Raw genomic sequence first — 20,317 nt, 5'->3', positions numbered from 1 at the left:
CCTGACCCGGATAATTTTCCTCAAGCGTCGAGATGGGCATAGACCCGACGGTTGAGCCTGCCTTTTTTCTCGATTTTGCCCAAACGCAACGCGCCGATTTCCCCGGTGCGGGCCACATGGGTGCCGCCGCAGGGCTGCAGATCGATTGGCGCATCGGCCTCGCCAATCCGCACCAGACGAATGTCCCCCCGGCCCCGCGGCGGGGCCACGGACATTGTCTTGACCAGTTCTGGCGCCTCATCCAGTTCTTCTTCGGTGATCCAGTCCTCGCTGACCTTCGCATCGAGCGAAACATAGTGGTTCAGCGCCTCCTCCAGCGCCGCCCGGTCTTGCGGTGCATCAGGCATATTGAAATCCAACCGGCCGTGGGTCGCCGAAATCTGGCCGCCTGTTACCGGCTCTGGGATTACCACCGAGAGCAGATGCAGCGCCGTATGCACACGCATATGCTTGTGGCGGCGGTCCCAATCCAGTTCTTGCGTCACATGCGCCCCGACGGGGGGCAAAGCGCGGGGCTCGGCTGGCACCAGAACGATGCCGCCGGTATCACGGTCCCGCACTGTGGTCGCAATGCTGAGCTGTTGATTGTCCCAGCTCAGCCAGCCGCTATCGCCCGGCTGCCCGCCGCCCGTAGGGTAGAACAGGCTGCTGTCGAGAATGATACCGCCCTCGGGGGTAAGCTCCGCCACGCGGGCTTTGGCATCACGCTGATAGGCGTCTTCGCGGTAGAGTTCACGGGTCATTCCTGCGGCTCCGACTGTTGTGTCTTAAGAACTTCGGGGTTGCGCAGCCAAAGGTCACGCTGGGCAAAGGGAATCTCGATCCCTTCGGCCTTGAAGCGTTCGGCAATGGCGTGGTTGATGTCGTTCTTAACCTTCATCATCCAGTTCACATCGCGCAGATAGCAGCGCACTTCGAACTCCAGCGCATCGGCGCCGAAGTTGAGGAACAGGATCGCAGGCGCCGGATTGGCCAACACGATCGGCTGCGCCTCGGCGATCTCCTGCAAGATACCCTCGACCCGCTTGGTGTCGGTGCCATAAGCCACGCCCACAGGCACGATCAGACGGCCCACGGTATTGCCTCGCGTGAAGTTGGTCACCGTGCCACTGATCAGGTCCGCGTTGGGCACGATCACATCGGTACGGTCGAAGGTCTCGATCCGGGTGGAGCGCACAGAGATATCGCGCACATAGCCCATCTGGCCGCCCACCTCAATCCAGTCGCCTTCCGAAATGGGCCGTTCGATCAACAAGATGATGCCCGACACAAAGTTCGACACCACGTTTTGCAGACCGAAACCGATCCCAACGGACAGAGCACCAGCCACATAGGCAAGAGCCGAGAGGTCAATCCCCGCCCCGGTGATTGCCAAGAGCGCGGCGAGGAAGATACCGACATAGCCCAGCCCCGAGACAATGGCGTTCTGTCCGCCGATGTCCATGCGCGTCTTAGGCAGGACGTTGTTGCGCATCGCGCCCTGCACGGCCCGCGTGATCCCATAGCCGATCACAAAAATGATCGCGAAGGACAGGAAGTCAGTCGGGCGGATTTGGTTCTCACCGATTGCAAAGCCACGGCTGAACAGCGCCCAAAGCTCCGTGAGGTCCGTAACCCGCGCGCCCCAAGCCAGCGCCATAAGCGGGAGTGACAGAAGCAGCAGCACCAGACCAAAAAGCACCGGCATCAGCGCCTCGCGCGCCTGCACCCCCTGCCCGGTCACCGCGCCATACACATCCGCAAGGAAACGTTGCAGCGTCATCACCAAGCCCAGTAAGACCAGCGTGGTCACATAGGGCGGCAGCAGCGAGACCGCCGCGTTGTAATAGCCGGTGACCAGCAGCAGCGGGGCCACCACAGCAACAATCACTGCGCCGAGCCCCAGCCCGCGCACGACGCGACCAAAGGTCGAGGTCCGCATGTCTTCGCTCTCGGGCGTGTCGGTTTGCGGATCTGCATAGCTGCGCAGAATGCGCCCGATCCCATAGAGGGCAAAAGCGCTTAGCAACATGACTGGCAGACGCAGCACGGCCTCGGTGGTCTCTTCCGGGTCATTGCCCTCAAAGACCGCAGCGATCAGCGCGCCGAGGATGATGGTGACGGTGATGATACTGACGTAGAAGCGGATCGCCCTGCGCTGCTCCGGTGGCAGGAGGATGAGCGCTTCATCCTCATCGCGCGAGAAAACCCGCTCGGCCACCCAGCGGACGCCGAGCATGGCCCCACCAATCGCCGGGATGAGACGCACCAGCCCATTGCCGCGCGGGCCGAGCAGCCCCGTCGCCTGCACCGCCATCGCCAGCAGCACGAGACCGACGGTGGGTAGAATAATCCGCAGCAGCGACACCACGAAACGCCAGATGCCGAAACCGCGTGCGCCGAATTGCTGTAAGCGACTGACGATCATTGTCGACCAGTGATGGCCTTTGAAAATCAGCACCAAGCCGAGCAATGTGAGCAAAAGCACGGCAGGCAAAGAGCCCCGCAGGCTTTTGCGGGCGGCATCGGCCGTCCTCGGCGCTTCGGCCGCGATTTCTGACGCGGCGTTTGTCAGGTCAGCAAACGCCGTGCGCCAGTGGGCCGGGTTCAGGGGTGTGCCGACGACTTCAAGCAATTGCTCGGTCTGGCGGTCCCGCAATGTCGTGTCGATCTGGCCAATCAACGCATCGGCACGCAAGAAGGCCGCTTCGGCGCGCTGCACCGGGGCAAGCAGCGTGTTCAACTGCTGTGTCAGCTCAGCCCGATTGGCCGCCACTTCCGGCGCCTCAGGCTCGGCGCCTTCACCCTCGGGCGGTGTGCCCAAGGCCGCCAACTGCTCGCGCAGGGTCGCAATGCGCGTGGCGTTTGCCCCGCGCGCCGCGTCGAACTTCTCGCGGTAGTCCACCAGCCGGGCGCGCAGCACCTCGAGCATGTCTTCGGTGGTGTCTTCCGCATCCACCGCCTCTTCGGCGGTGGTGGCCACTGTGTCCCACTCGGTAAAATCGAGCGTTTGAGGTTCTTGGGCAAATACCGCGCCGGTCAGCCAGACCAACAGCGCGGCAAGGCCGAATAGACGTCGCATCATTAAGATCATGTATCCTCGAAAACGCCGGGGATGGATTGTGGCGCGCCATCGAGCCAATCCGGTGTGGGCAGGCCCTTTTCGCGCAGGAACTCGGGGTTAAAGAGTTTGGACTGATAGCGTGTGCCAAAGTCGCAGAGCACCGTCACGATGGTATGCCCCGGCCCCATGTCGCGCGCCATGCGGATTGCACCGGCCACGTTAACGCCCGAGGACGCGCCAAGGCAGAGCCCCTCATGTTCCAGCAGGTCAAAAACCACCGGCAGGGCTTCTTCGTCCGAGACGTTATAGCTGAAGTCTGGCGTGAAGCCTTCGAGGTTCGCGGTGATCCGCCCCTGCCCGATGCCTTCAGCGATGGAACTGCCGTCGGATTTTAACTCGCCTTCGGTGTAATAGCTGTGCAGCGCCGCCCCGTCGGGGTCCGCCAGCGCGATCTTCACACCCTTGGGCTGCAACGCCATCGCCACCCCGGCCAGCGTTCCGCCAGAGCCTACGGCACAACAGAACCCATCCACTTTGCCGCCGGTCTGGTCCCAGATTTCCGGTCCTGTGGTTTCAACATGCGCCTGACGGTTGGCGGTGTTGTCAAACTGGTTGGCCCAGATGACCCCCTCCGGCGTGGTCTTTGCCAGTTCCTTGGCCAGCCGTTCGGAATAGCGCACGAAGTTATTGGGGTTTTTGTAAGGCGCTGCGGGCACTTGCACGAGCTCTGCGCCTGCAAGCCGCAGCATATCCTTTTTCTCCTGAGACTGCGTCTCTGGGATAACAATGACGGTTTTAAACCCCATCGAGGCGCCAACCAGCGCGAGGCCAATGCCGGTGTTACCAGCGGTGCCTTCGACAATCGTGCCGCCCGGCTTCAACTCGCCGCGTGCAATGGCATCGCGGATGATGAACAGCGCGGCGCGGTCCTTGACCGACTGGCCAGGGTTCATGAACTCCGCCTTGCCCAGTATCTCGCAGCCGGTTTCCTCGCTCGCCCGGCGCAGCCGGATCAACGGCGTGTTTCCAATGGCCTCGGCCAGATCAGATGCAACAAGCATAATAGCCCCCAATATCAAGTTGCTTCTGGTGTAGCCTCCGCCACTTCGGACCTCAAGCGTTCGCGGTGGCGCGCCAGCCAATAGGCGCTTGCCACCAGCGGCGCATTGGCAAGCGCCTGCGCATCTGCCAGCGCCATCAGATCGTCAAAGGACATGAGGTGCGAGCGGATATCTTCATGCTCAGACGCCAGCCCGCCGGTGCCTGTCACCGCGTCCGGCAGATCGGCCAGCCCCACGAAGATGTGAAAAAACTCGGTCGCATTGCCGGGCGAGGCATAAACATTGCTGACCGGTTCCAACCGACCAAGCGCAATCCCCGCCTCCTCATGCGCCTCGCGCCGGGCAGCCTGCTCCGCGCTCTCGCCCACATCAATATGGCCCGCGATCGGCTCCAGCTGCCAGCAGGTGTTATCCCCTCGCGCCAGCGGCCCCATGCGCATCTGCTCCACCAGCAACACGCGGTCACGGATCGGATCATAGGGCAGCACCAGCGCCGCATCCGCGCTGACAAAAACGGCGCGTTCCATGGGCTCGGACATGCCACCAGCAAAGGTCTCATGGCGCAGTTTGAACTCATCCAGCGCAAAGAAATTCGCGTAAACGCGTTCGCGGCGGGCAATCTCGATTTTGCCGCTCAATGTCTCCGGATCATGCTGCCCCTGTGCTGCAAGCACCCGCTGATGTGCCCGCCGGCGGATCATCGGGAACATGGCATCCACCTCGGCCCGAGGCTTACGCCCCATATAGCCCATCACCTCGCGGGCTGCATGACAGGAAAGCGCGGCCCAATCGGCCTCCCACTGGGCGAGCGACCAAGGCCCATCGGCCTGCCACCGACCGGGCTGGGGCAAATAGACCTCGGCCCCTTGCCCATCCGCCAATGTGAGCGGAACAAGGTCATAGTCGAAGGCACCCTCGTAAAAATCTAACCGCGCGATGTCGGCGTCGCTCAAGCCTCGGATCAACAGGCCCCCGGCCTGCGCACCGTTCTCTGCCGCGATGGTCGGGAACGGGCCTTCTGCCGCCGCCGACACCCGGTAGCCGGGCAGCACGGCAGGGCTCAGTTCGATCTGAGACGCTTCGCGTCCGAGCACAATCTCAAGCAGCGGCAGATGCCGCAAGCTTCCGTAGATAAACAGCTTTCGCATGGATCAGGGCCAACGCCTATGAGCAAATTCAGTGAGCAGCCCCGAGATAACAGCGCCCACGACAATCGCAATGGCAATCGGAACCGTGGCGATCATTAGCCCGTATTCCGCTGCGATCTGAAACACGGCTACCAAAGCCTCAAACGGATCGTCATAGCGGTTGCGCATGGCCAGACGGAACATCTCGTAGCAGGCTTGCAGGCCGATGCCCCATAGCAATAGCACAAAGGCCCCGGCCATCCCGTTGTTGATCGACGCCGCCGTGGTGTCACCGCCCACGCGCGACCCCATCACTGTCCAGCCAATAACCAGACCCAGCAGGATGTTGAGCGGAACGAAATAGCCGAAATCCGTGCTCTCCGGCATCAAGGGCATGACCATGCCCGACAGGACAAAGGCCAGCACCGCCATACAGACGGCTCCCATAAGTCGTGCGGCACTCGGCATTTTCCGGCTCCTAGCGGTCGGCCCGCGGCGTCTAGGCGGGTCGCCGTACCGTAATCTGCGTCACGTCGCAATTTCCACTGTCAAATGTCGCTGCGCAGGAAGTGAGGTAAAAATTCCACATGCGTCGAAAGCGTTCGTCAAAGCCCAATTCGGTGATCCGGCCCCAGCGGCGGTTAAAGGTCTCATGCCAGCGGCGCAGCGTGATGTCATAGCTCTTGCCGAACTCAACCGAGCGGTCGATGACCAGCCCAGCCCGTTCCACCTGCGCACGCAACGCCGAAGGACTGGGCAACATGCCGCCCGGAAAGATGTATTTCTGGATGAAATCCACGCCGCGTTTATAGACCTCCCAGCGACTGTCATCGACGGTGATGATCTGCAATGTCGCGGCCCGGCCCGGCTTCAGCCGCTTGTGCAGCGTGTCGAAATAAACCGGCCAATATTGTTCACCCACGGCTTCGAACATCTCGATACTGGCGATACCGTCATAGCTGCCAACCTCGTCACGATAGTCTTGTAGCTTGAACTTCACTTTGTCAGAAAGTCCTGCCTTTTCAATCCGTTCACGGGCATAGTGGAACTGCGCCCGGCTGATCGTCAGTGCCGTCACCTTCAGCCCACGTTCGCGCGCCGCGTATTCCGCGAAGCCGCCCCAGCCGCAGCCGATCTCTAGCACATGGTCGCCGGGCTCGACCCCCATCTGATCGACCATCGATTTGTATTTGGCCCGCTGCGCCGCCTCCAGCGACATTTGCGCGCCATCCTCAAAAAGCGCCGAGGAATAGGTCATCGTCTCATCGAGCCAGAGTTTGTAGAACTCATTGCCCAGATCATAATGTTTGCTGATGTTGCGTTTGGCCTGCTTGCGGTTATTGCGCTGCAGCCAGAAGCGGAATTTCTCATAATGCCGTAGCAGCCCCTGCCCCGGAAAGCCGTCATAGACCATCTCATTGCCCGAATGCACAAGATCCATGAACGCCTGCAGATCGGGTGTCGACCACCATTCATCCAGATAGGCATCACAAAAACCCAAATCGCCCTCGCGGATCAGACGGGCAAAGAGATCGGGGTTGTGGATGCGCACCTCGGCCACCGGTCCGGGCTTGGCGCCGTCTGCACGAAAGCGGCGCCCGTCGGGCAGGATAAAATCCACCCGCCCGTTTTGCATCTGCTGGGCCATGGCAAAGACATGGGTGAAATAGCGCGGCAGGTGATGCTGCCCGTCGGTGGTGGTGAGATACATGCCCAAGCCCAGCTTTAATTATCGTGCAAAAGGAGTCTAACCCCCGCGCAAGAATTAACAAATATTTAAAATTCACGATTCCGATAGGCGTCGAGCGCGCGTTCCCGCCCTTCGGACAGGTCGACGATCGGATCGGGATAGTCGTCATCCGGTGACATCTTCCAGCTTTGCGGAATCGCCTCAAAATAGGCCAGTGCATCCTCGCTTGGATTGGTGCGCCCCTCAGCGATCCAACGGCGCGTGTAGTCGCCGTCCTTGTCAAAGCGATCCAGCTGGGTTTCAGGGTTAAAAACGCGAAAAAACGGCGAAGCATCCGGGCCGGACCCCGCCGCCCATTGCCAACCCATCGCGTTATTGGCCGGGTCCCAGTCGATCAGATGTTCTTCAAACCACTTCTGCCCAATCCGCCAATGGCACATCAGGTGTTTGGTCAGGTAGCTCGCCACGATCATCCGGCCCCGGTTGTGCATCCGTCCGGTGACCTGCAACTCCCGCATCGCGGCATCGACAAAAGGCACCCCGGTGCGCCCCTGTTTCCAAGCCAGCACCTCGGCACGGCGCTCGTCCTCGTTCCACGGAAAAGCGTCCCATTCCTCGCGCCAGTTCTTGTCCACGATCCGTGGGCTGTGGTGCATCAGGTGATAGGCAAACTCGCGCCACGCCAATTCCTTGAGAAAAGTCTCGGCCCCACGCTTGCCCTCCTGCATCGCACGTTGACCCGCGTGCCAGCACTGCATGGGGGTGATCTCGCCATAGGTCAGATGCTCTGACATGGCCGAGGTGCCGTCTTCGCCGGGCCGGTCACGACTGTCGTCATAGTCCTCGACGATATTGGCCATGAACGCCCCCAGCCGCGACTGCGCCGCCGCAGCGCCCACCCGCGCGAAGGGCCGCACCACATCGCGCCCGCGCTGCATCTCGGCATCCATTGCCCAATCGTCGAGGCTGTCGCTTTTGGGCCAAGACTTTGGCGTAGAAATGTTACTCGGCGTCGAGAGCGGCTCGGCCACATCGCGGCCCCGCACTGACTTCCAATAGGGGGTGAACACTTTGTAGTAGCCGCCCGTCTTGGTCTCGACCGTCCAAGGCCCGAACATCAGATGCCCCGAATAACTACAGGCGTCGATGCCGTCGTCCTTCAAGGCTTCCTTGATACGGCTGTCGCGATCCTTCGCCGCCGGATCATACAGGCGGCTCCAGTAAACGGCCCCTGCCCCGGTTTCCTCAATCACATCGCGCAGCACTTTTAGCGCATCACCCTCGCGCCGCAGGATCAACCGGCTGCCCTTGTCCTCCAGCGTCTCGCTCAAACACTCAAGCGCCAGCCCCAGCCGGAACTTCGGCGCAGCGCCCAAGGCCTCGGATTGCTCGTCATGTATAAACAACGGAATGACAGGACGCCCGGACTGGCACGCCGCTGTCAAAGCCGGGTGGTCGCTCAGCCGCAAATCGCGGCGGAGCCAGATGATAATCGGGGAAGTCTCGCTCACGGTCGGGTCAGGCTCCTGTGCTGATCCCGAAACATAGCGCCCCCGCGCCCGGGTCAAGGCTCAGAGCAGATCGTCAAGTGCGTTCAACAGCTTATCCATCTCCGCTTGCGTGGTGTAATGGGTGAAACTTAGGCGTAGCACGCCCTTGTCCTTTGGCACTTTCATCGCCTCCAGCGCCCGCCCGGCATAGAAGTCACCCCCCGCCGCCATGATGCCGCGCTCGGCCAAGGCCTGCGCCATCTCGGCCCCCGGTCGGTCCAGCGCCAGCGCCACCGTCGGCGCGCGCTCTGTCGCATCCGCCGGCCCGATCACACGCACCGAATTGCGCGCCGCCATGGCGTCAAGCAGCGGCTGCAAAAGCTTGGTCTCATGCGCCCGCATCGCGTCATGCACCGCCACGCCCCGCGCCAATCCATCCGCCTCTCCGCCGATGTGATGAGCGTGGAAAGCATCAATGTAATCGGCCATGCCCGCACTGGCCGCGACCTGCGCGTGGTCCGGCCCCGCCGGGGTGAAACGCTTATAGAGGACATCGCCGTTGAAGTGATGCGCCTGATTGGGCAACAGCTCGCCCAAAGCGCGGCGAATCACCATCAACCCTTGGTGCGGACCAAAGGTCTTATAGGCCGAGAACAGGTAAATATCCGGCCCCAAGGCCCCCACATCGGCAAAGCCATGCGGCGCGTAGGACACGCCGTCGACACAGACGAACGCCCCGGCCGCATGGGCCAATGCGGTAATCTCGGTCACCGGATTGATCTCGCCCACCACGTTTGAGCAATGCGGGAAGCAGACCAGGCGCACCTGTTCGTCCAGTAAATTCTCAAGGTCAGCCGGATCCAAATGCCCCGTCTCCGGATCAACCTGCCACTCGCGGATCTCAATCCCCCGGTCCGCCAAGCGCCGCCACGGGCCAGAGTTTGCCTCATGGTCCTGATTGGTCACGACAATCGCCTCGCCCGGCTGCATCATCTGGCCAAAGGCCTGCGCCAGCACATAGGTGTTTTGCGTGGTCGACGGGCCAAAGCTTAGCTCATCGCTTTCCACCCCAAGGATCGCCGCCATCCGGCTGCGCGCCTCGTCCATCTCGGCCCCGCCCGCTTGGCTCGCCGCATAGGCGCCATAGGGCTGCACCTTGCGCTCCCGGTAAAACCGCCCCAACCGGTCGATGACCTGCTGGCAGGTGTAAGAACCACCGGCGTTCTCGAAAAAAGCCTGCCCCTGAAGGCTCGGCTCGGCGAAGGCGGGAAACTGGGCGCGGACCCATTCGGAATCAATATTCATAGGCGCGAAGGTCCGACGCCGCGCCGCTAAGGTCAAGTGATGAAACGAAAACGGCGGCCCCGAAGAGCCGCCGGTTCCTGTGTCAAACTAACCGCCGTTAGCGAATGTTACGCTCGTCCTGTAGCCCGCGGAAAATGCAGTAGCACATGAAGAGCAGCAGTAACGTAAACAGCAACCCGGTGGAGATCACCATCGACTGCAAGGCCGCTAGGCCCCCGCCGATCAACAGCGCAATCGCCACGGCTCCTTCAAAGATGCACCAGAACACCCGCTGCGGCACCGGTGCGTCGACCTTGCCGCCTGCGGTGATCGTGTCAATCACGAGGCTGCCGGAGTCCGACGAGGTGACGAAGAACACCACCACCAGCACGATGCCGATGAAGGAGGTGATCGAGGCCAGCGGCAGTTGATCCAGCATCTTGAAGAGCTGCAATGGCAGACCGGCATCTTGGGCACCGGTGTAGCCATCGTTCAGCACCTGATGGATCGCGGTGCCGCCAAAGATCGACATCCACAGCACACAGACCATCGACGGGATCAGCAACACGCAGATGATGAACTCACGCACCGTCCGGCCCCGGCTCACGCGGGCGATAAACATGCCCACGAAAGGTGACCAGCTGATCCACCACGCCCAGTAGAACGCCGTCCAGCCTTGGCTAAAGTTCACGTCCTCACGGCCAAAGGGATTGGCCAGCGCGGGCAGATATTCGACGTAGGCCACCAACGAGTCCCAAAAGAACGTCAGCAGGAACACGGTCGGCCCTACGATCAGCGTGAACAGCGCCAGCAATGCCGCCAGCCCCATGTTGATCTCACTCAGCACCTTCACGCCGCCATCAAGGCCGCGCAGGACCGAGACCAGCGCCACAGCGGTGATCAGCGAAATCAGCACGATCTCAGACGTCTGCCCCATCGGCACACCAAATAGCTCATTCAAGCCCGCGTTCGCCTGCGTCGCACCCAGACCCAGCGATGTCGCCAGACCAAAGAGCGTGGCAAAAACCGCGATGATGTCGATGATATGACCGGGCCAACCCCAGACGCGCTCCCCCAACACAGGGTAGAACGCCGAACGGATCGTCAGCGGCAGACCTTTGTTATAGGTAAACAGCGCCAGCGCCAGCGCGACGACGGCATAGATCGCCCATGGGTGCAGACCCCAGTGATAGATCGTCGCCGCCATGCCAAGCCGCAGCGATTCCGCCTCGTTGCCTGTTGCGGCCCCCAAAGGTGCCCAATCGGTCCGAAGGCCGTTTTCTACCGATGTCTCGCCCAAGGACGTCGAGAAATGGGTCAGTGGCTCAGACACGCCATAGAACATCAGCCCGATGCCCATGCCAGCCGCGAACAGCATCGCGAACCAGCCCATGTAAGTGTAATCCGGCACCGCCTCGTTGCCGCCCAGACGGACCTTGCCATAAGGCGTCACGATCAGCAGCAGCGAGAAGATCACCACCAAATCAGCCGCGCCGATCAAGAACCAGTCAAAGTTCTTGGTGGTGAAGTTGAACATGGCCGAGAAGATCCCGGCAGCCTGCTCTGGCAGCGCAATTGTGTAGAAGACGAAGATCATCACAGCGATCCCGGAAATCACAAAAACCGGGTTGTGAATGTCCAGCCCAAAGGGGCCGATCTGCCGTTCGATATTGTCCTGACCGATCTCGTAATCGGTATCAATGACATCCGCTTTGCCTTCCGGCTCGGGGATGCCCTGCGTACCCGCATCGCTCATTTTCTGTTCCCTCTATGATGACGGATCGCCACGCGGCTGCATGGCATCCGTTCTTGTGATCAGTGGGCAACAGGATAGAGGCTTCAGTCTAATGGGCAAGCTTTTGCTGCCAAGTCTCAGTAGAAACTTAGAAATTCAGCTTTGCCGAGAGGCGCCTGATGGGGTCAATCCGTGCCAAGGGCCGCTTTGATCGCATCGGCTTGTTCACGGATTCGGTCCATGTCGCCCTGCACACCGGGCGGGCGCAGCTTGTCGCCCTCTTTGCGCGGCAGGATGTGGAAATGCAGGTGAAAGACCTCCTGCCCGCCCGCCGCTTCACTGAACTGCTGCAGCGTTATCCCATCCGCGCCAAAGGCCCGCAGACAGGCGTTCGACACCTTCTGCACCGTCGCCATACAGGCGGCGAGCTGCGACGGGCTTGCGTCCAGCATATTGCGGCAAGGGGTTTTGGGGATCACAAGACAATGCCCCTCGGCCCGCGGCATGATGTCCATAAAACAAAAGGTCTCGTCGTCTTCATAGACCTTAAAGCTCGGGATCTCTTCCCGCAGGATTTTGGCGAAGATATTGCTGTCGTCATAGGTGGCCATCATGCTCTCCTTTAGGCGCTGCGGGCGGCGGGCCTATTAACCACACCGCCCGCCCGTTCTGCAATATCAGGCGTTTACGTCAACAACCACACGGCCCTTGACCTGCCCGTTGAGGATATCGGCCCCCAGTTTCGGCAGATCGCTCAGCGTCGCGGGCTGGACCATCGCCTCCAGCTTGTCCATCGGCAGGTCTTTGGCCACGCGCTCCCAAGCGCGCAGGCGGTTGTCATAGGGCTGCATGACCGAGTCGATCCCCAATAGGTTCACGCCGCGCAGCAGGAAGGGAATAACCGTCGCTGGCAGCGCTGCACCGCCCGCAAGACCCACAGCCGCAACACTTGCGCCATATTCCATCTGCCCCAGAACCCGCGCCAGCATCGCGCCGCCCACAGCGTCCACGCAGCCGCCCCACGTCTCGCCCTCCAGCGGGCGTTTGACCGTCTCGTTGATCTCTTCGCGCGCCACGATCCGGCTGGCGCCTAAGTCCTTAAGATAGCCCTCTGTTTCAGGCCGCCCCGTCACCGCCGCGACCTCATAGCCCAGCTTGGCCAAGATCGCCGTCGCCACCGAGCCGACCCCGCCCGCAGCGCCCGTCACCAGAACCGGCCCCTGTTTGATCCCATGGTCTTCGAGCGCCATCACCGCCAGCATCGCGGTAAAGCCCGCCGTTCCCACCGCCATCGCCTGCCGCGTATCAAGCCCCTCCGGCAGCGGCACCAGCCAGTCAGCCTTGACCCGCGCCTTCTGGGAGTAACCGCCCCAATGCGCCTCGCCCACACGCCAGCCGGTCAGCACCACCTTGTCGCCGGGCTTGTAGCGGTCGTCATCCGAGCTCTCGACCGTCCCGGCAAAATCGATCCCCGGTATATGCGGATAGTTCCGCACCAAACCTCCGCCCGGCCCGATACAAAGCCCGTCCTTGTAGTTCACCGTGGAATATTCGACCGCGACCGTAACCTCGGCATTGGGCAGATCATCTTCGCTGATCTGCGTCACCTCAGCCTTTGTCTTCCCTTCATCGTTTTTGTTTACCATCAACGCGTTAAACGACATTCCTAATCTCCTATCTTAAGTTCACCCGAGCCTATCGGGCCCAAAACTTCTCACGCACCAGAACGTCAAACCGCCCCTCTGGCGTCTCGACCTGCAGCTTTGTCCCCGGCTCCCAATGCGTCATCCGCACCATGCCGATCGCCACATTGACCTCATAGTCCGGCGACCAGACCGCCGAGGTCACCTGCCCCACGCGTTTCTCCCCCGCCAGCAAACGCCAAGCCCGATCACAAAGCGGCACTTTGCCCCCGGTGATCTCCAGCGGCCTAATCTGCTGCACCGGCCCCGTCTGCGCCACCCGCAACAACGCGTCACGACCGATGCAGCCAATCGCGAACTCAGGCTTGCACAGCGCCTCCAGCCCGCATTCATAGGGCGTATTGTCGTCGGTCATGTCATTGCCATAACTCAACAATCCACCCTCGATCCGCTCAATGAGGTTTGGGCAGCCGGCCCGCACGTCCAGATCGGCACCTGCCTCGAACAGAGCCCGCCACAGCGGCATGGCAAGTTCTGTCCCCTCGACATAAATCTCGAAGCCACCCTGTTTGGAATAGCCTGACCGCGAAACCACCATCTCGCGTCCTTCGAACTCGAAGTGCCCGAAGCGAAAGAATTTCAGATCAGCAACTGCATCGCCAAAGACCCGCGCCATCAGCGTATTCGCCTTCGGCCCCTGCACTGCGAGCAGGTTCACATCCGACTCATCAATCAGTACATCCAGTCGAAAGCCGTTCGATAGGCCTTTGACCCACAACAATAAATCACTGTCGGCCACCGAAATCGACCAACGGTCCTCCGCCAACTTCACCGCCAACGGGTCGTTCAACATGCCCCCGGTCTCATCGGTGATCGGGACATAGACACATTGCCCCGGCACCACCCCGCTCAGGTCGCGCGGTGTCAGCATCTGCATCAACCGGCCCGCCTCCGGTCCGCGCAACTCTACCTGACGCTCACAGGCGACGTCCCAGACCTGCACGGCAGATTTCAGATGGTGGTAGTCAGCTTCCGTGCCTTCGAAAATAGTTGGCAATAACATGCGGTTATAAACGGTATATGCCTTCACCCCCGCCGCTTCGACGCCCTCTGAAAATGGGGTGCGTCTGATGCGTCGCGAAGGGGAAAGCTCTGCCACTAGAAGGTCTCCGGCATGAAGATCAGGTCTGTCACCGGGGCCTCATGTCCTGCGGCGGTCAGCATTGCATGAACCTGACCCCGGTGGTGGGTCTGATGGTTAAAGAAATGAAGGATGCACTCCGCCATCGGCTTTTCAACGTCGCGTTGCAAGATGCCGGAAAACCAGCATAAATCCGCTTCGACCTGCGCCTGTGTCAGGGTGTCGGCCCAATCCCGTATCACCCCATCACATGCCACCCGCGCCTCGCGCCAAGAGGCTCCGTCGGAGCAAAAAGTTACATCTGCTCCTTCAGGCACGGGCTGCGCAGCATCAAACCGCGACAGCCAGAGGAGGTCACACCAAAGCAAATGATTAAGCGTGCCAAGGATCGAGCCAAAGAAGGCGCCTCGATCCTAGGTTAACATTGCCTCAGGCATCGCTTCAACAATAGGCAGCAACTGGTTGTTTTGCCACGTATTATATTTGGCCATCGTCACTGCATATTGCGGCGTGATCACTTCGCAGCCCCCTGCCAGTCAATCGCGCAGACCTCGGCTGATTTCCCGCCGAAATCCCAGACCCGGCCATAATCACGCACCTTGGATTTCACCCCGCGCGCCGCGACGATATTCGGCCCCATCCAGTATTTCGAGTTGGTGATCGTCACCGGCTGGTCTGGCTCGGCCCCGGCAAGCAGCTCAATCTCACCGTTGATCTTGCGCCCGATGTTGATGACCCGACGGTTGCCGTCGCGGATGATCTCGACCGGTGCACGCTCCGCGCCGATGATCTCGCTCACCAGCATGGTAAACAGCCCTGTCGTGCCACCCGCCGCACCCGAGAAGATCTTCAGCAGCCCGTCATAAGCGGCCTCTGACGCGCGCTCATCCACATAAGCGGCGACCTTCCAGTTGCCCTCGCCCATACGGCCCGGAATATCGACCAGCAGACCGATGTTCAGCCCTGCCAGATCCTCGCCCTCAAAATGGCCTTCGTCTACCACGATGCCCATCCACGCATGGCAATGCCCTTCGGTCGGTAGATGCGCCCCAAGGCTCACCACACAGGGGCAGAAAACGTCGCAGGAACAGTTCAAAAAAAGCTCGCCTTTGATCGCCCAATCGGCGGGTGTCATCTCTCTGTTTGGCATATTAACCTCCTGTTATCATAGGCCAGCCCGCCACGGCGAAAGCGCCGAGGATCAGGGCGAAACCCATTGGTTTTGTGACGTAATGTCCGATTTGCGGCAGTTTCTCGACCACCATGAAAAGCGTTGCCAGACCCATCCAAGCAAGGTTCATCACCCCGCCCGCAAAGCCCAGCAGCATAAAGCCCCAACAGCAGCCCGCGCAGAAGGCGCCAAGGCCCAGCCCCATGCGAAAGCCGCCCGTCGCACCGGGCCGCCAGTTGCCCATGAAATACATCATCGGCGAATGGCACACCCCGTGGCAGACCTCCTTGGCGCGGGTGAGCTGGAACAGGCCGACAGCCAGCAGCAGCGCCGCCGCCGTCCAGCGCGACGTGGCGATTCCCAGCATGTCGATCACGCCCGCATGGAGCAGCAGCAGTTGCAGCCCGGCGATCCCGGCGGCAAAGGCCAGCCAGACCGCGAAATACCCCGCCAGCACCGCCAGCCAGCCCGTCCGCGTACCATTGGCCGAGGCGATCAGGTCTTCGTATGCGCGCAGCGTCGGCACCATCGTGGGCACCATCATCGCCGCCATCATCGCGCCCCACATAATGAAAAGCGGCCAGAACCGCGCCATGGGCATATACATATCCATGCCGGGGTCCATCTGGCGCATCCGCTCGCCCATCGCGCCGGGGCGGCCGAGCAGATCGACGTCCATCTGCATGGCCATGGAATACATCATCCACCACGCGCCAAGCACGAGGGCGAAAAACCCCAGCCACATTGTGGATCGCACCATCCCTGCCATCTTGCCCTCCCCTGCAAGTTCTTGCGAATTTAATGTCAGACATTTAAAGTCCCCGCAAACAATAAATGTAAGACATATGAAGATTGACCCGAAAAGCCCTGCCGATCTCTCCGCTCAGATCGCCGCTGCGATCCGCGATGCGATTGTCGAAGGCCGTCTGATCGTTGACCAGCGTTTGCCGTCTGAGGCGGAGCTGTCCGAGCAGTTTGAGGTCTCTCGTCCCACGGTGCGCGAAGCGCTGAAACGTCTTGCTGCCCAATCGCTGATCCGCACGCAACGCGGCGCCACCGGCGGCGCTTTCGTCAACCGGCTAAGCTTCCCTGACGCCTATGCCCAGCAGATCACCACTTCGACGCTGCTTCTGTCCATGAACGCCGTGAGCTTCGAGACCGCCTGCGAGGCCCGCTACGCGCTGGAGCGCGCCTGTGCGCCGCTCTCTGCCACGCGCCGCAGTGCGGACCACCTCGCCACCATGCGCGCCGAAATCCACCGCCAAGCCCAGCCGGGTCTAACCGATGAGGCCTTCTGCGCCTCTGACGTGGCTTTTCACCGGGCGTTGGTCGATGGCGCGGGCAATCCGGTGCTGAGCTATCAATTGGCCGGGGCGGTCGAGGCGATGCAGCCGCTGATGAATATGATCACCTTCACCGCCCGAGACCGCGCCCGCATTGTGGCTCTGCATAAAGACATCGCCGATGCGGCCGAGGCACGCGATGGGACCGGCGTAACCAACGGTCTCAGTGCGCTGGAAGCCGAGACCCAATCGCTGGCCCAAGCCGTCTTTGCTGCGCGCGCCGCTGCGCAGGCCCCCCGCACGGCGGATTAACCCGCTGCGGATTGGTGCAGACGAACAGCCTCACAGTACGGCCAGTGCACGCCTGGTGTACAGGATGTGACAATTAACGTCCCCTTAATTCCCAACCTTAACAGCGCCTTACACACCACAGCTCAAGCGCATTTTTCCGCGGCCCTAGCCCTTGCAATTTTACCCCTCTGGACCTATTTTGGAGATGTCCTTCGGGACTATGGACATAAACGCGCTCGTAATAAGCGGTTCGGACCCGGGGGCGGTACCCGGCGGCTCCACCAATCATCCTTCATTTGGGGATCATGGGGCCGAAATAGGATCGACGAACGTCTAAAGGGGTTGCTTTGTCTCGGTGAGTTACCACCGTTATCGGTACAAAATGTACAATTGCAAATGACAATCGTGCTCCAGTTGCGATGGCCGCGTAAGCGGTTTCAGCGACTGAAATCTAAGTCCTTAGGCTTTGCAGCTTAAGGCGGGGTTCGCAGGTACCTGGCAACAGAAACCTGCACTTACCCCCCCCTCTCAACGCTGATCATGAATTCCCCGGATGCTTGACCAAGCCGCGCTTGCGGTCTATCCCCAGATACATGGGGTCCGCGATTGCCCCGTGAGGCTCAGGCCCGAGGATCGCATCCTGTTACGAGAGCAAAGGATGCCCCATGCCTGCCCCAAATGAGATCACCCCCGCCCAGCTTCTGCGCCTGATCGGAACTCCCGATGCGCCGGTAACCGTGGATGTCTGCATTGATCCCGATTTCGCCGAAGACCCCTATCTAATCCCCGGCTCTTTCCGCCATTCCCATGACGATATGGAATCTTTGAAACAAAGACTTGCGGGCCGGTCGTGCATCGTTGTCTGCCAGCGCGGGCTAAAGCTGAGCCAAGGGCTTGCGGCACGGCTCCGCGCAGACGGTATCAGTGCAGAGTATCTCTCCGGCGGTATGTACGGCTGGCGGGATTTGCCGGAGGCGCCGCGCATTCCGTTCGACGCCCTGCCCCCGTTACAAGACGGCGCGAGGCTTTGGGTCACGCGCCACCGGCCAAAGATTGATCGCATCGCCTGCCCTTGGCTGATCCGGCGCTTTGTGGATACGGACGCGCGGTTCCTGTTCGTCGCGCCAGATCAGGTCCTGGCCGTCGCCGAAAAGTTCGACGCCACGCCTTTTGACATTGAGGACGTCCACTGGTCCCACCGCGGAGAGACATGTACATTTGACACCATGCTGACCGAATTTAACTTGCAAACCCAAGCGCTTGAACGACTTGCTACCGTTGTGCGTGGCGCAGATACCAACCGACATGACCTTACTCCAGAAGCAGCGGGCCTGCTCGCAATCTCGGTCGGCCTGTCCCGCCAATACCGCGATGACCTGGCACAGTTGGAGGCTGGCATGGTGCTTTACGACGCGCTCTACCGCTGGGCGCGGGATGGTGGGGGCGAGACCCATGATTGGCCCGCGGGCCGCGCACAATGAGCCAGCCCACATGGCCCGAAATGACCCGCGTCTTTGGACGGATCGGCCTCATGTCTTTCGGCGGGCCAGCCGCCCAGATTGCCGTGATGCACCGCGAGCTGGTCGAAGACCGACCTTGGCTGACCGAGCAAACCTACCTGCGGGCCCTGTCGCTCTGCATGCTGCTGCCGGGGCCCGAGGCCATGCAACTTGCAACCTATGCAGGGTGGCGCTTGCGGGGTGTTGCAGGCGGCTTGCTGGGTGGGCTGCTCTTTGTCGTGCCAGGAGCGATATTTATCGCTGTTCTGGCGCTGCTTTACGCGTGGTACGGGCAGCTGCCGCTGGTGCAGACGGCGTTTCTCGGGATCAAAGCCGCAGTGATTGTCGTCGTCTTTCAAGCGCTTATGAAGGTCGCGCGGAAGGCTCTGCACGGGCGGCTGGGATGGACGCTTGCGCTGGCCTCCTTCATAGCGCTCTTCATCTTTGGCCTGCCTTTCCCCCTCATCATCCTGACCGCCGGTGCCATTGGTATGGTCAGGGGGCAGGTCGACACCCATGAGCCAGAGGTTACACCTGCCCCAAAGGCGCGGAGCCTGCGCACCCTGCTGATCTGGGGCACACTATGGGCCATGCCGCTCGTCGTGCTGGCATTGCTCGGCAATGACTTCCTGCTACAACTTGGTCTGTTCTTCTCCAAACTCGCGGTGGTCACCTTTGGCGGCGCCTATGCCGTGCTTGCCTATATGACCCAAACTGTGGTGCAGGATTTTGGTTGGATCAATACCGATCAGATGATCGACGCGCTCGGCTTGGCCGAGACCACGCCCGGCCCCCTGATCCTTGTCACACAGTTCGTGGCCATGCTGGCCGGTTTTGCCGAAAGCGGACCCGTTGGAGCGCTTGCCGCGGGAATGGTGGCGCTTTGGGTAACCTTTACGCCCTGTTTTCTGTGGATATTCCTCGCAGGACCCTATCTCGAAGCCCTTTCTGCCCAGCCCCGGATCTCAGGCGCCCTGCGTGCGATCACCGCCGCTGTGGTTGGGGTGATCGCCAACCTCTCGGTTTGGTTCGCCCTGCATGTACTCTTTGATCGTGTGGACAGCAGCGGTTTTCTCTCCCTGCCCGCCCCGGACCCCGCGAGCTTTAACCTCACCGCCGCTTTGCTAACGGTCGTGGCCGCCGTCCTGATGCTCGGCCTGAGACGCGGATTTGTAGAGACCATGATCCTGCTCGCACTGCTCGCCCTCGGCGTTAACGCAATTTAGCATCGCGCCCCCTTTCACTCGCCTGTGAATGGGCTATGCTGCCCTTGCCTTACCCGGACGGAGAGAAGAATGAGCCGCAGCATCGATTACGGCAACCTGATGCACGAAGCCATGCGGGGACTGATCCGCAAGGTCTTGCTGGACGTGTCTGACAACGGCCTGCCGGGGAATCATCATTTCTTCATCACCTTCGACACCTCACACCCAGATGCCGAATTGGCCGACTGGTTGTCGGACCGTTATCCCGGCGAAATGACCGTGGTTATGCAGCATTGGTACGATGGGCTTGAGGTCTCTGAGGAGGGGTTCGCCGTCACGCTGAACTTCGGTGATGCGCCCGAGCCGCTTTACATTCCTTACGACGCGATCCGCACCTTTGTAGACCCCTCGGTCGAATTCGGCCTGCGGTTTGAACAGCAGGAAAGCGAAGAAGACGCGGAAGAGGATGACGTCGAGACGCTAAAGCAGACCGACGAGGCCGAGTTGGAAGTGGCCGAAGAGCCCGCCAAGGACGCCGAGATCGTCTCGCTCGACTCGTTCCGCAAGTAACCACAACGCCGTTAGCGCCAACCCTGCATTGCGCCGCCGTCGCGGCGCGGGTAAACCGCTGGGCAATAGATACGTCACAGCAGG

Annotated in this window: 18 protein-coding genes, 1 other RNA gene and 1 pseudogene; 5 read left to right on the top strand and 15 right to left on the bottom strand. The window is 61.0% G+C overall.

Features of this window, described 5'->3' with window-relative positions; genetic code table 11:
- Positions 1 to 20 precede the first annotated feature (20 nt).
- From BLS57_RS09425 to BLS57_RS09355, 15 genes and pseudogenes are all read right to left on the bottom strand, one after another.
- Entirely contained in the window at positions 21 to 743 is a 723-nt protein-coding gene (locus BLS57_RS09425; protein WP_093741586.1) for an alanyl-tRNA editing protein, read from the bottom strand.
- Positions 740 to 3,073: a DUF3772 domain-containing protein gene (locus BLS57_RS09420; RefSeq protein WP_093741583.1), complete on the bottom strand. Its 2,334-nt coding sequence runs from the start codon at positions 3,071 to 3,073 to the stop codon at positions 740 to 742. Before BLS57_RS09420 ends, BLS57_RS09425 begins: the two co-directional genes overlap by 4 nt.
- Positions 3,070 to 4,104, bottom strand: a complete 1,035-nt coding sequence (locus BLS57_RS09415; protein WP_093741581.1) for a cysteine synthase A — start codon at positions 4,102 to 4,104, stop codon at positions 3,070 to 3,072. The genes BLS57_RS09420 and BLS57_RS09415 overlap by 4 nt, the downstream gene beginning before the upstream one ends.
- A gap of 14 nt (positions 4,105 to 4,118) precedes the next feature.
- Positions 4,119 to 5,252: an NUDIX domain-containing protein gene (locus BLS57_RS09410; RefSeq protein WP_093741579.1), complete on the bottom strand. Its 1,134-nt coding sequence runs from the start codon at positions 5,250 to 5,252 to the stop codon at positions 4,119 to 4,121.
- Between the two features lie 3 nt (positions 5,253 to 5,255).
- Positions 5,256 to 5,699: a TrgA family protein gene (locus tag BLS57_RS09405; protein WP_093741577.1), complete on the bottom strand. Its 444-nt coding sequence runs from the start codon at positions 5,697 to 5,699 to the stop codon at positions 5,256 to 5,258.
- 31 nt (positions 5,700 to 5,730) lie between these two features.
- Entirely contained in the window at positions 5,731 to 6,942 is a 1,212-nt protein-coding gene (locus tag BLS57_RS09400) for an SAM-dependent methyltransferase (protein WP_093741575.1), read from the bottom strand.
- Positions 6,943 to 7,007: 65 nt separating this feature from the next.
- Entirely contained in the window at positions 7,008 to 8,432 is a 1,425-nt protein-coding gene (locus BLS57_RS09395) for a cryptochrome/photolyase family protein (RefSeq protein ID WP_093741573.1), read from the bottom strand.
- A 60-nt stretch (positions 8,433 to 8,492) separates the two neighbouring features.
- Positions 8,493 to 9,716, bottom strand: a complete 1,224-nt coding sequence (locus tag BLS57_RS09390) for an aminotransferase class V-fold PLP-dependent enzyme (RefSeq protein ID WP_093741571.1) — start codon at positions 9,714 to 9,716, stop codon at positions 8,493 to 8,495.
- Positions 9,717 to 9,813: 97 nt separating this feature from the next.
- Complete coding sequence (locus tag BLS57_RS09385; protein ID WP_093741569.1) at positions 9,814 to 11,451, bottom strand: BCCT family transporter; 1,638 nt, start codon at positions 11,449 to 11,451, stop codon at positions 9,814 to 9,816.
- Between the two features lie 164 nt (positions 11,452 to 11,615).
- A complete protein-coding gene (locus tag BLS57_RS09380) occupies positions 11,616 to 12,041 on the bottom strand; it encodes an HIT family protein (protein ID WP_093741567.1) in 426 nt (141 codons plus the stop codon).
- Between the two features lie 66 nt (positions 12,042 to 12,107).
- The gene (gene acuI, locus BLS57_RS09375; RefSeq protein WP_093741564.1) at positions 12,108 to 13,094 is read right to left on the bottom strand and encodes an acryloyl-CoA reductase; all 987 of its coding nucleotides are present in this window, start codon (positions 13,092 to 13,094) and stop codon (positions 12,108 to 12,110) included.
- A 31-nt stretch (positions 13,095 to 13,125) separates the two neighbouring features.
- Entirely contained in the window at positions 13,126 to 14,232 is a 1,107-nt protein-coding gene (locus BLS57_RS09370; protein WP_093741561.1) for a dimethylsulfoniopropionate demethylase, read from the bottom strand.
- Positions 14,232 to 14,612 (bottom strand): annotated as a pseudogene (locus BLS57_RS09365) (DinB family protein); the annotation flags it as partial. The pseudogene BLS57_RS09365 and the gene BLS57_RS09370, both read right to left, overlap by 1 nt.
- A 116-nt stretch (positions 14,613 to 14,728) precedes the next feature.
- Positions 14,729 to 15,364, bottom strand: a complete 636-nt coding sequence (locus BLS57_RS09360) for a DUF1326 domain-containing protein (RefSeq protein ID WP_093741559.1) — start codon at positions 15,362 to 15,364, stop codon at positions 14,729 to 14,731.
- Between the two features lies 1 nt (position 15,365).
- Positions 15,366 to 16,154 carry a DUF2182 domain-containing protein gene (locus BLS57_RS09355; RefSeq protein ID WP_093741555.1) on the bottom strand — a complete coding sequence of 263 codons (789 nt, stop codon included), beginning with the start codon at positions 16,152 to 16,154 and terminating at the stop codon, positions 15,366 to 15,368.
- Positions 16,155 to 16,230: 76 nt separating this feature from the next.
- Between BLS57_RS09355 and BLS57_RS09350 the strand changes: the two genes are divergently transcribed.
- From BLS57_RS09350 to BLS57_RS09330, 5 genes are all read left to right on the top strand, one after another.
- Positions 16,231 to 16,980 carry a FadR/GntR family transcriptional regulator gene (locus tag BLS57_RS09350; protein WP_093741553.1) on the top strand — a complete coding sequence of 250 codons (750 nt, stop codon included), beginning with the start codon at positions 16,231 to 16,233 and terminating at the stop codon, positions 16,978 to 16,980.
- Positions 16,981 to 17,127: 147 nt separating this feature from the next.
- Positions 17,128 to 17,475: a transfer-messenger RNA gene (gene ssrA, locus BLS57_RS09345) on the top strand.
- Positions 17,476 to 17,624: 149 nt separating this feature from the next.
- Complete coding sequence (locus BLS57_RS09340) at positions 17,625 to 18,440, top strand: chromate resistance protein ChrB domain-containing protein (protein ID WP_093741550.1); 816 nt, start codon at positions 17,625 to 17,627, stop codon at positions 18,438 to 18,440.
- Positions 18,437 to 19,684, top strand: coding sequence for a chromate efflux transporter (gene chrA, locus BLS57_RS09335; protein ID WP_093741547.1), 1,248 nt, complete (start codon positions 18,437 to 18,439; stop codon positions 19,682 to 19,684). The genes BLS57_RS09340 and chrA overlap by 4 nt, the downstream gene beginning before the upstream one ends.
- A gap of 69 nt (positions 19,685 to 19,753) precedes the next feature.
- Entirely contained in the window at positions 19,754 to 20,233 is a 480-nt protein-coding gene (locus tag BLS57_RS09330) for an SspB family protein (protein WP_093741544.1), read from the top strand.
- Positions 20,234 to 20,317: the final 84 nt, after the last annotated feature.

It is taken from the genome of Sulfitobacter delicatus, assembly GCF_900102535.1.
GTDB classification, from domain to species: Bacteria; Pseudomonadota; Alphaproteobacteria; order Rhodobacterales; family Rhodobacteraceae; genus Sulfitobacter; species Sulfitobacter delicatus.
This window is presented reverse-complemented; position numbering and strand designations above follow the sequence as displayed.

Bases quoted from the DNA above. Each gene is read 5' to 3' on its own strand.
- BLS57_RS09415 (WP_093741581.1), bottom strand. From the start codon at position 4,104: ATGCTTGTTGCATCTGATCTGGCCGAGGCCATTGGAAACACGCCGTTG.
- BLS57_RS09350 (WP_093741553.1), top strand. From the start codon at position 16,231: ATGAAGATTGACCCGAAAAGCCCTGCCGATCTCTCCGCTCAGATCGCC.
- BLS57_RS09355 (WP_093741555.1), bottom strand. From the start codon at position 16,154: ATGGCAGGGATGGTGCGATCCACAATGTGGCTGGGGTTTTTCGCCCTC.
- BLS57_RS09360 (WP_093741559.1), bottom strand. From the start codon at position 15,364: ATGCCAAACAGAGAGATGACACCCGCCGATTGGGCGATCAAAGGCGAG.
- BLS57_RS09425 (WP_093741586.1), bottom strand. From the start codon at position 743: ATGACCCGTGAACTCTACCGCGAAGACGCCTATCAGCGTGATGCCAAA.
- BLS57_RS09400 (WP_093741575.1), bottom strand. From the start codon at position 6,942: ATGTATCTCACCACCACCGACGGGCAGCATCACCTGCCGCGCTATTTC.
- BLS57_RS09405 (WP_093741577.1), bottom strand. From the start codon at position 5,699: ATGCCGAGTGCCGCACGACTTATGGGAGCCGTCTGTATGGCGGTGCTG.
- BLS57_RS09410 (WP_093741579.1), bottom strand. From the start codon at position 5,252: ATGCGAAAGCTGTTTATCTACGGAAGCTTGCGGCATCTGCCGCTGCTT.
- BLS57_RS09340 (WP_093741550.1), top strand. From the start codon at position 17,625: ATGCCTGCCCCAAATGAGATCACCCCCGCCCAGCTTCTGCGCCTGATC.
- chrA (WP_093741547.1), top strand. From the start codon at position 18,437: ATGAGCCAGCCCACATGGCCCGAAATGACCCGCGTCTTTGGACGGATC.
- BLS57_RS09420 (WP_093741583.1), bottom strand. From the start codon at position 3,073: ATGATCTTAATGATGCGACGTCTATTCGGCCTTGCCGCGCTGTTGGTC.
- BLS57_RS09390 (WP_093741571.1), bottom strand. From the start codon at position 9,716: ATGAATATTGATTCCGAATGGGTCCGCGCCCAGTTTCCCGCCTTCGCC.
- BLS57_RS09330 (WP_093741544.1), top strand. From the start codon at position 19,754: ATGAGCCGCAGCATCGATTACGGCAACCTGATGCACGAAGCCATGCGG.
- acuI (WP_093741564.1), bottom strand. From the start codon at position 13,094: ATGTCGTTTAACGCGTTGATGGTAAACAAAAACGATGAAGGGAAGACA.
- BLS57_RS09380 (WP_093741567.1), bottom strand. From the start codon at position 12,041: ATGGCCACCTATGACGACAGCAATATCTTCGCCAAAATCCTGCGGGAA.
- BLS57_RS09385 (WP_093741569.1), bottom strand. From the start codon at position 11,451: ATGAGCGATGCGGGTACGCAGGGCATCCCCGAGCCGGAAGGCAAAGCG.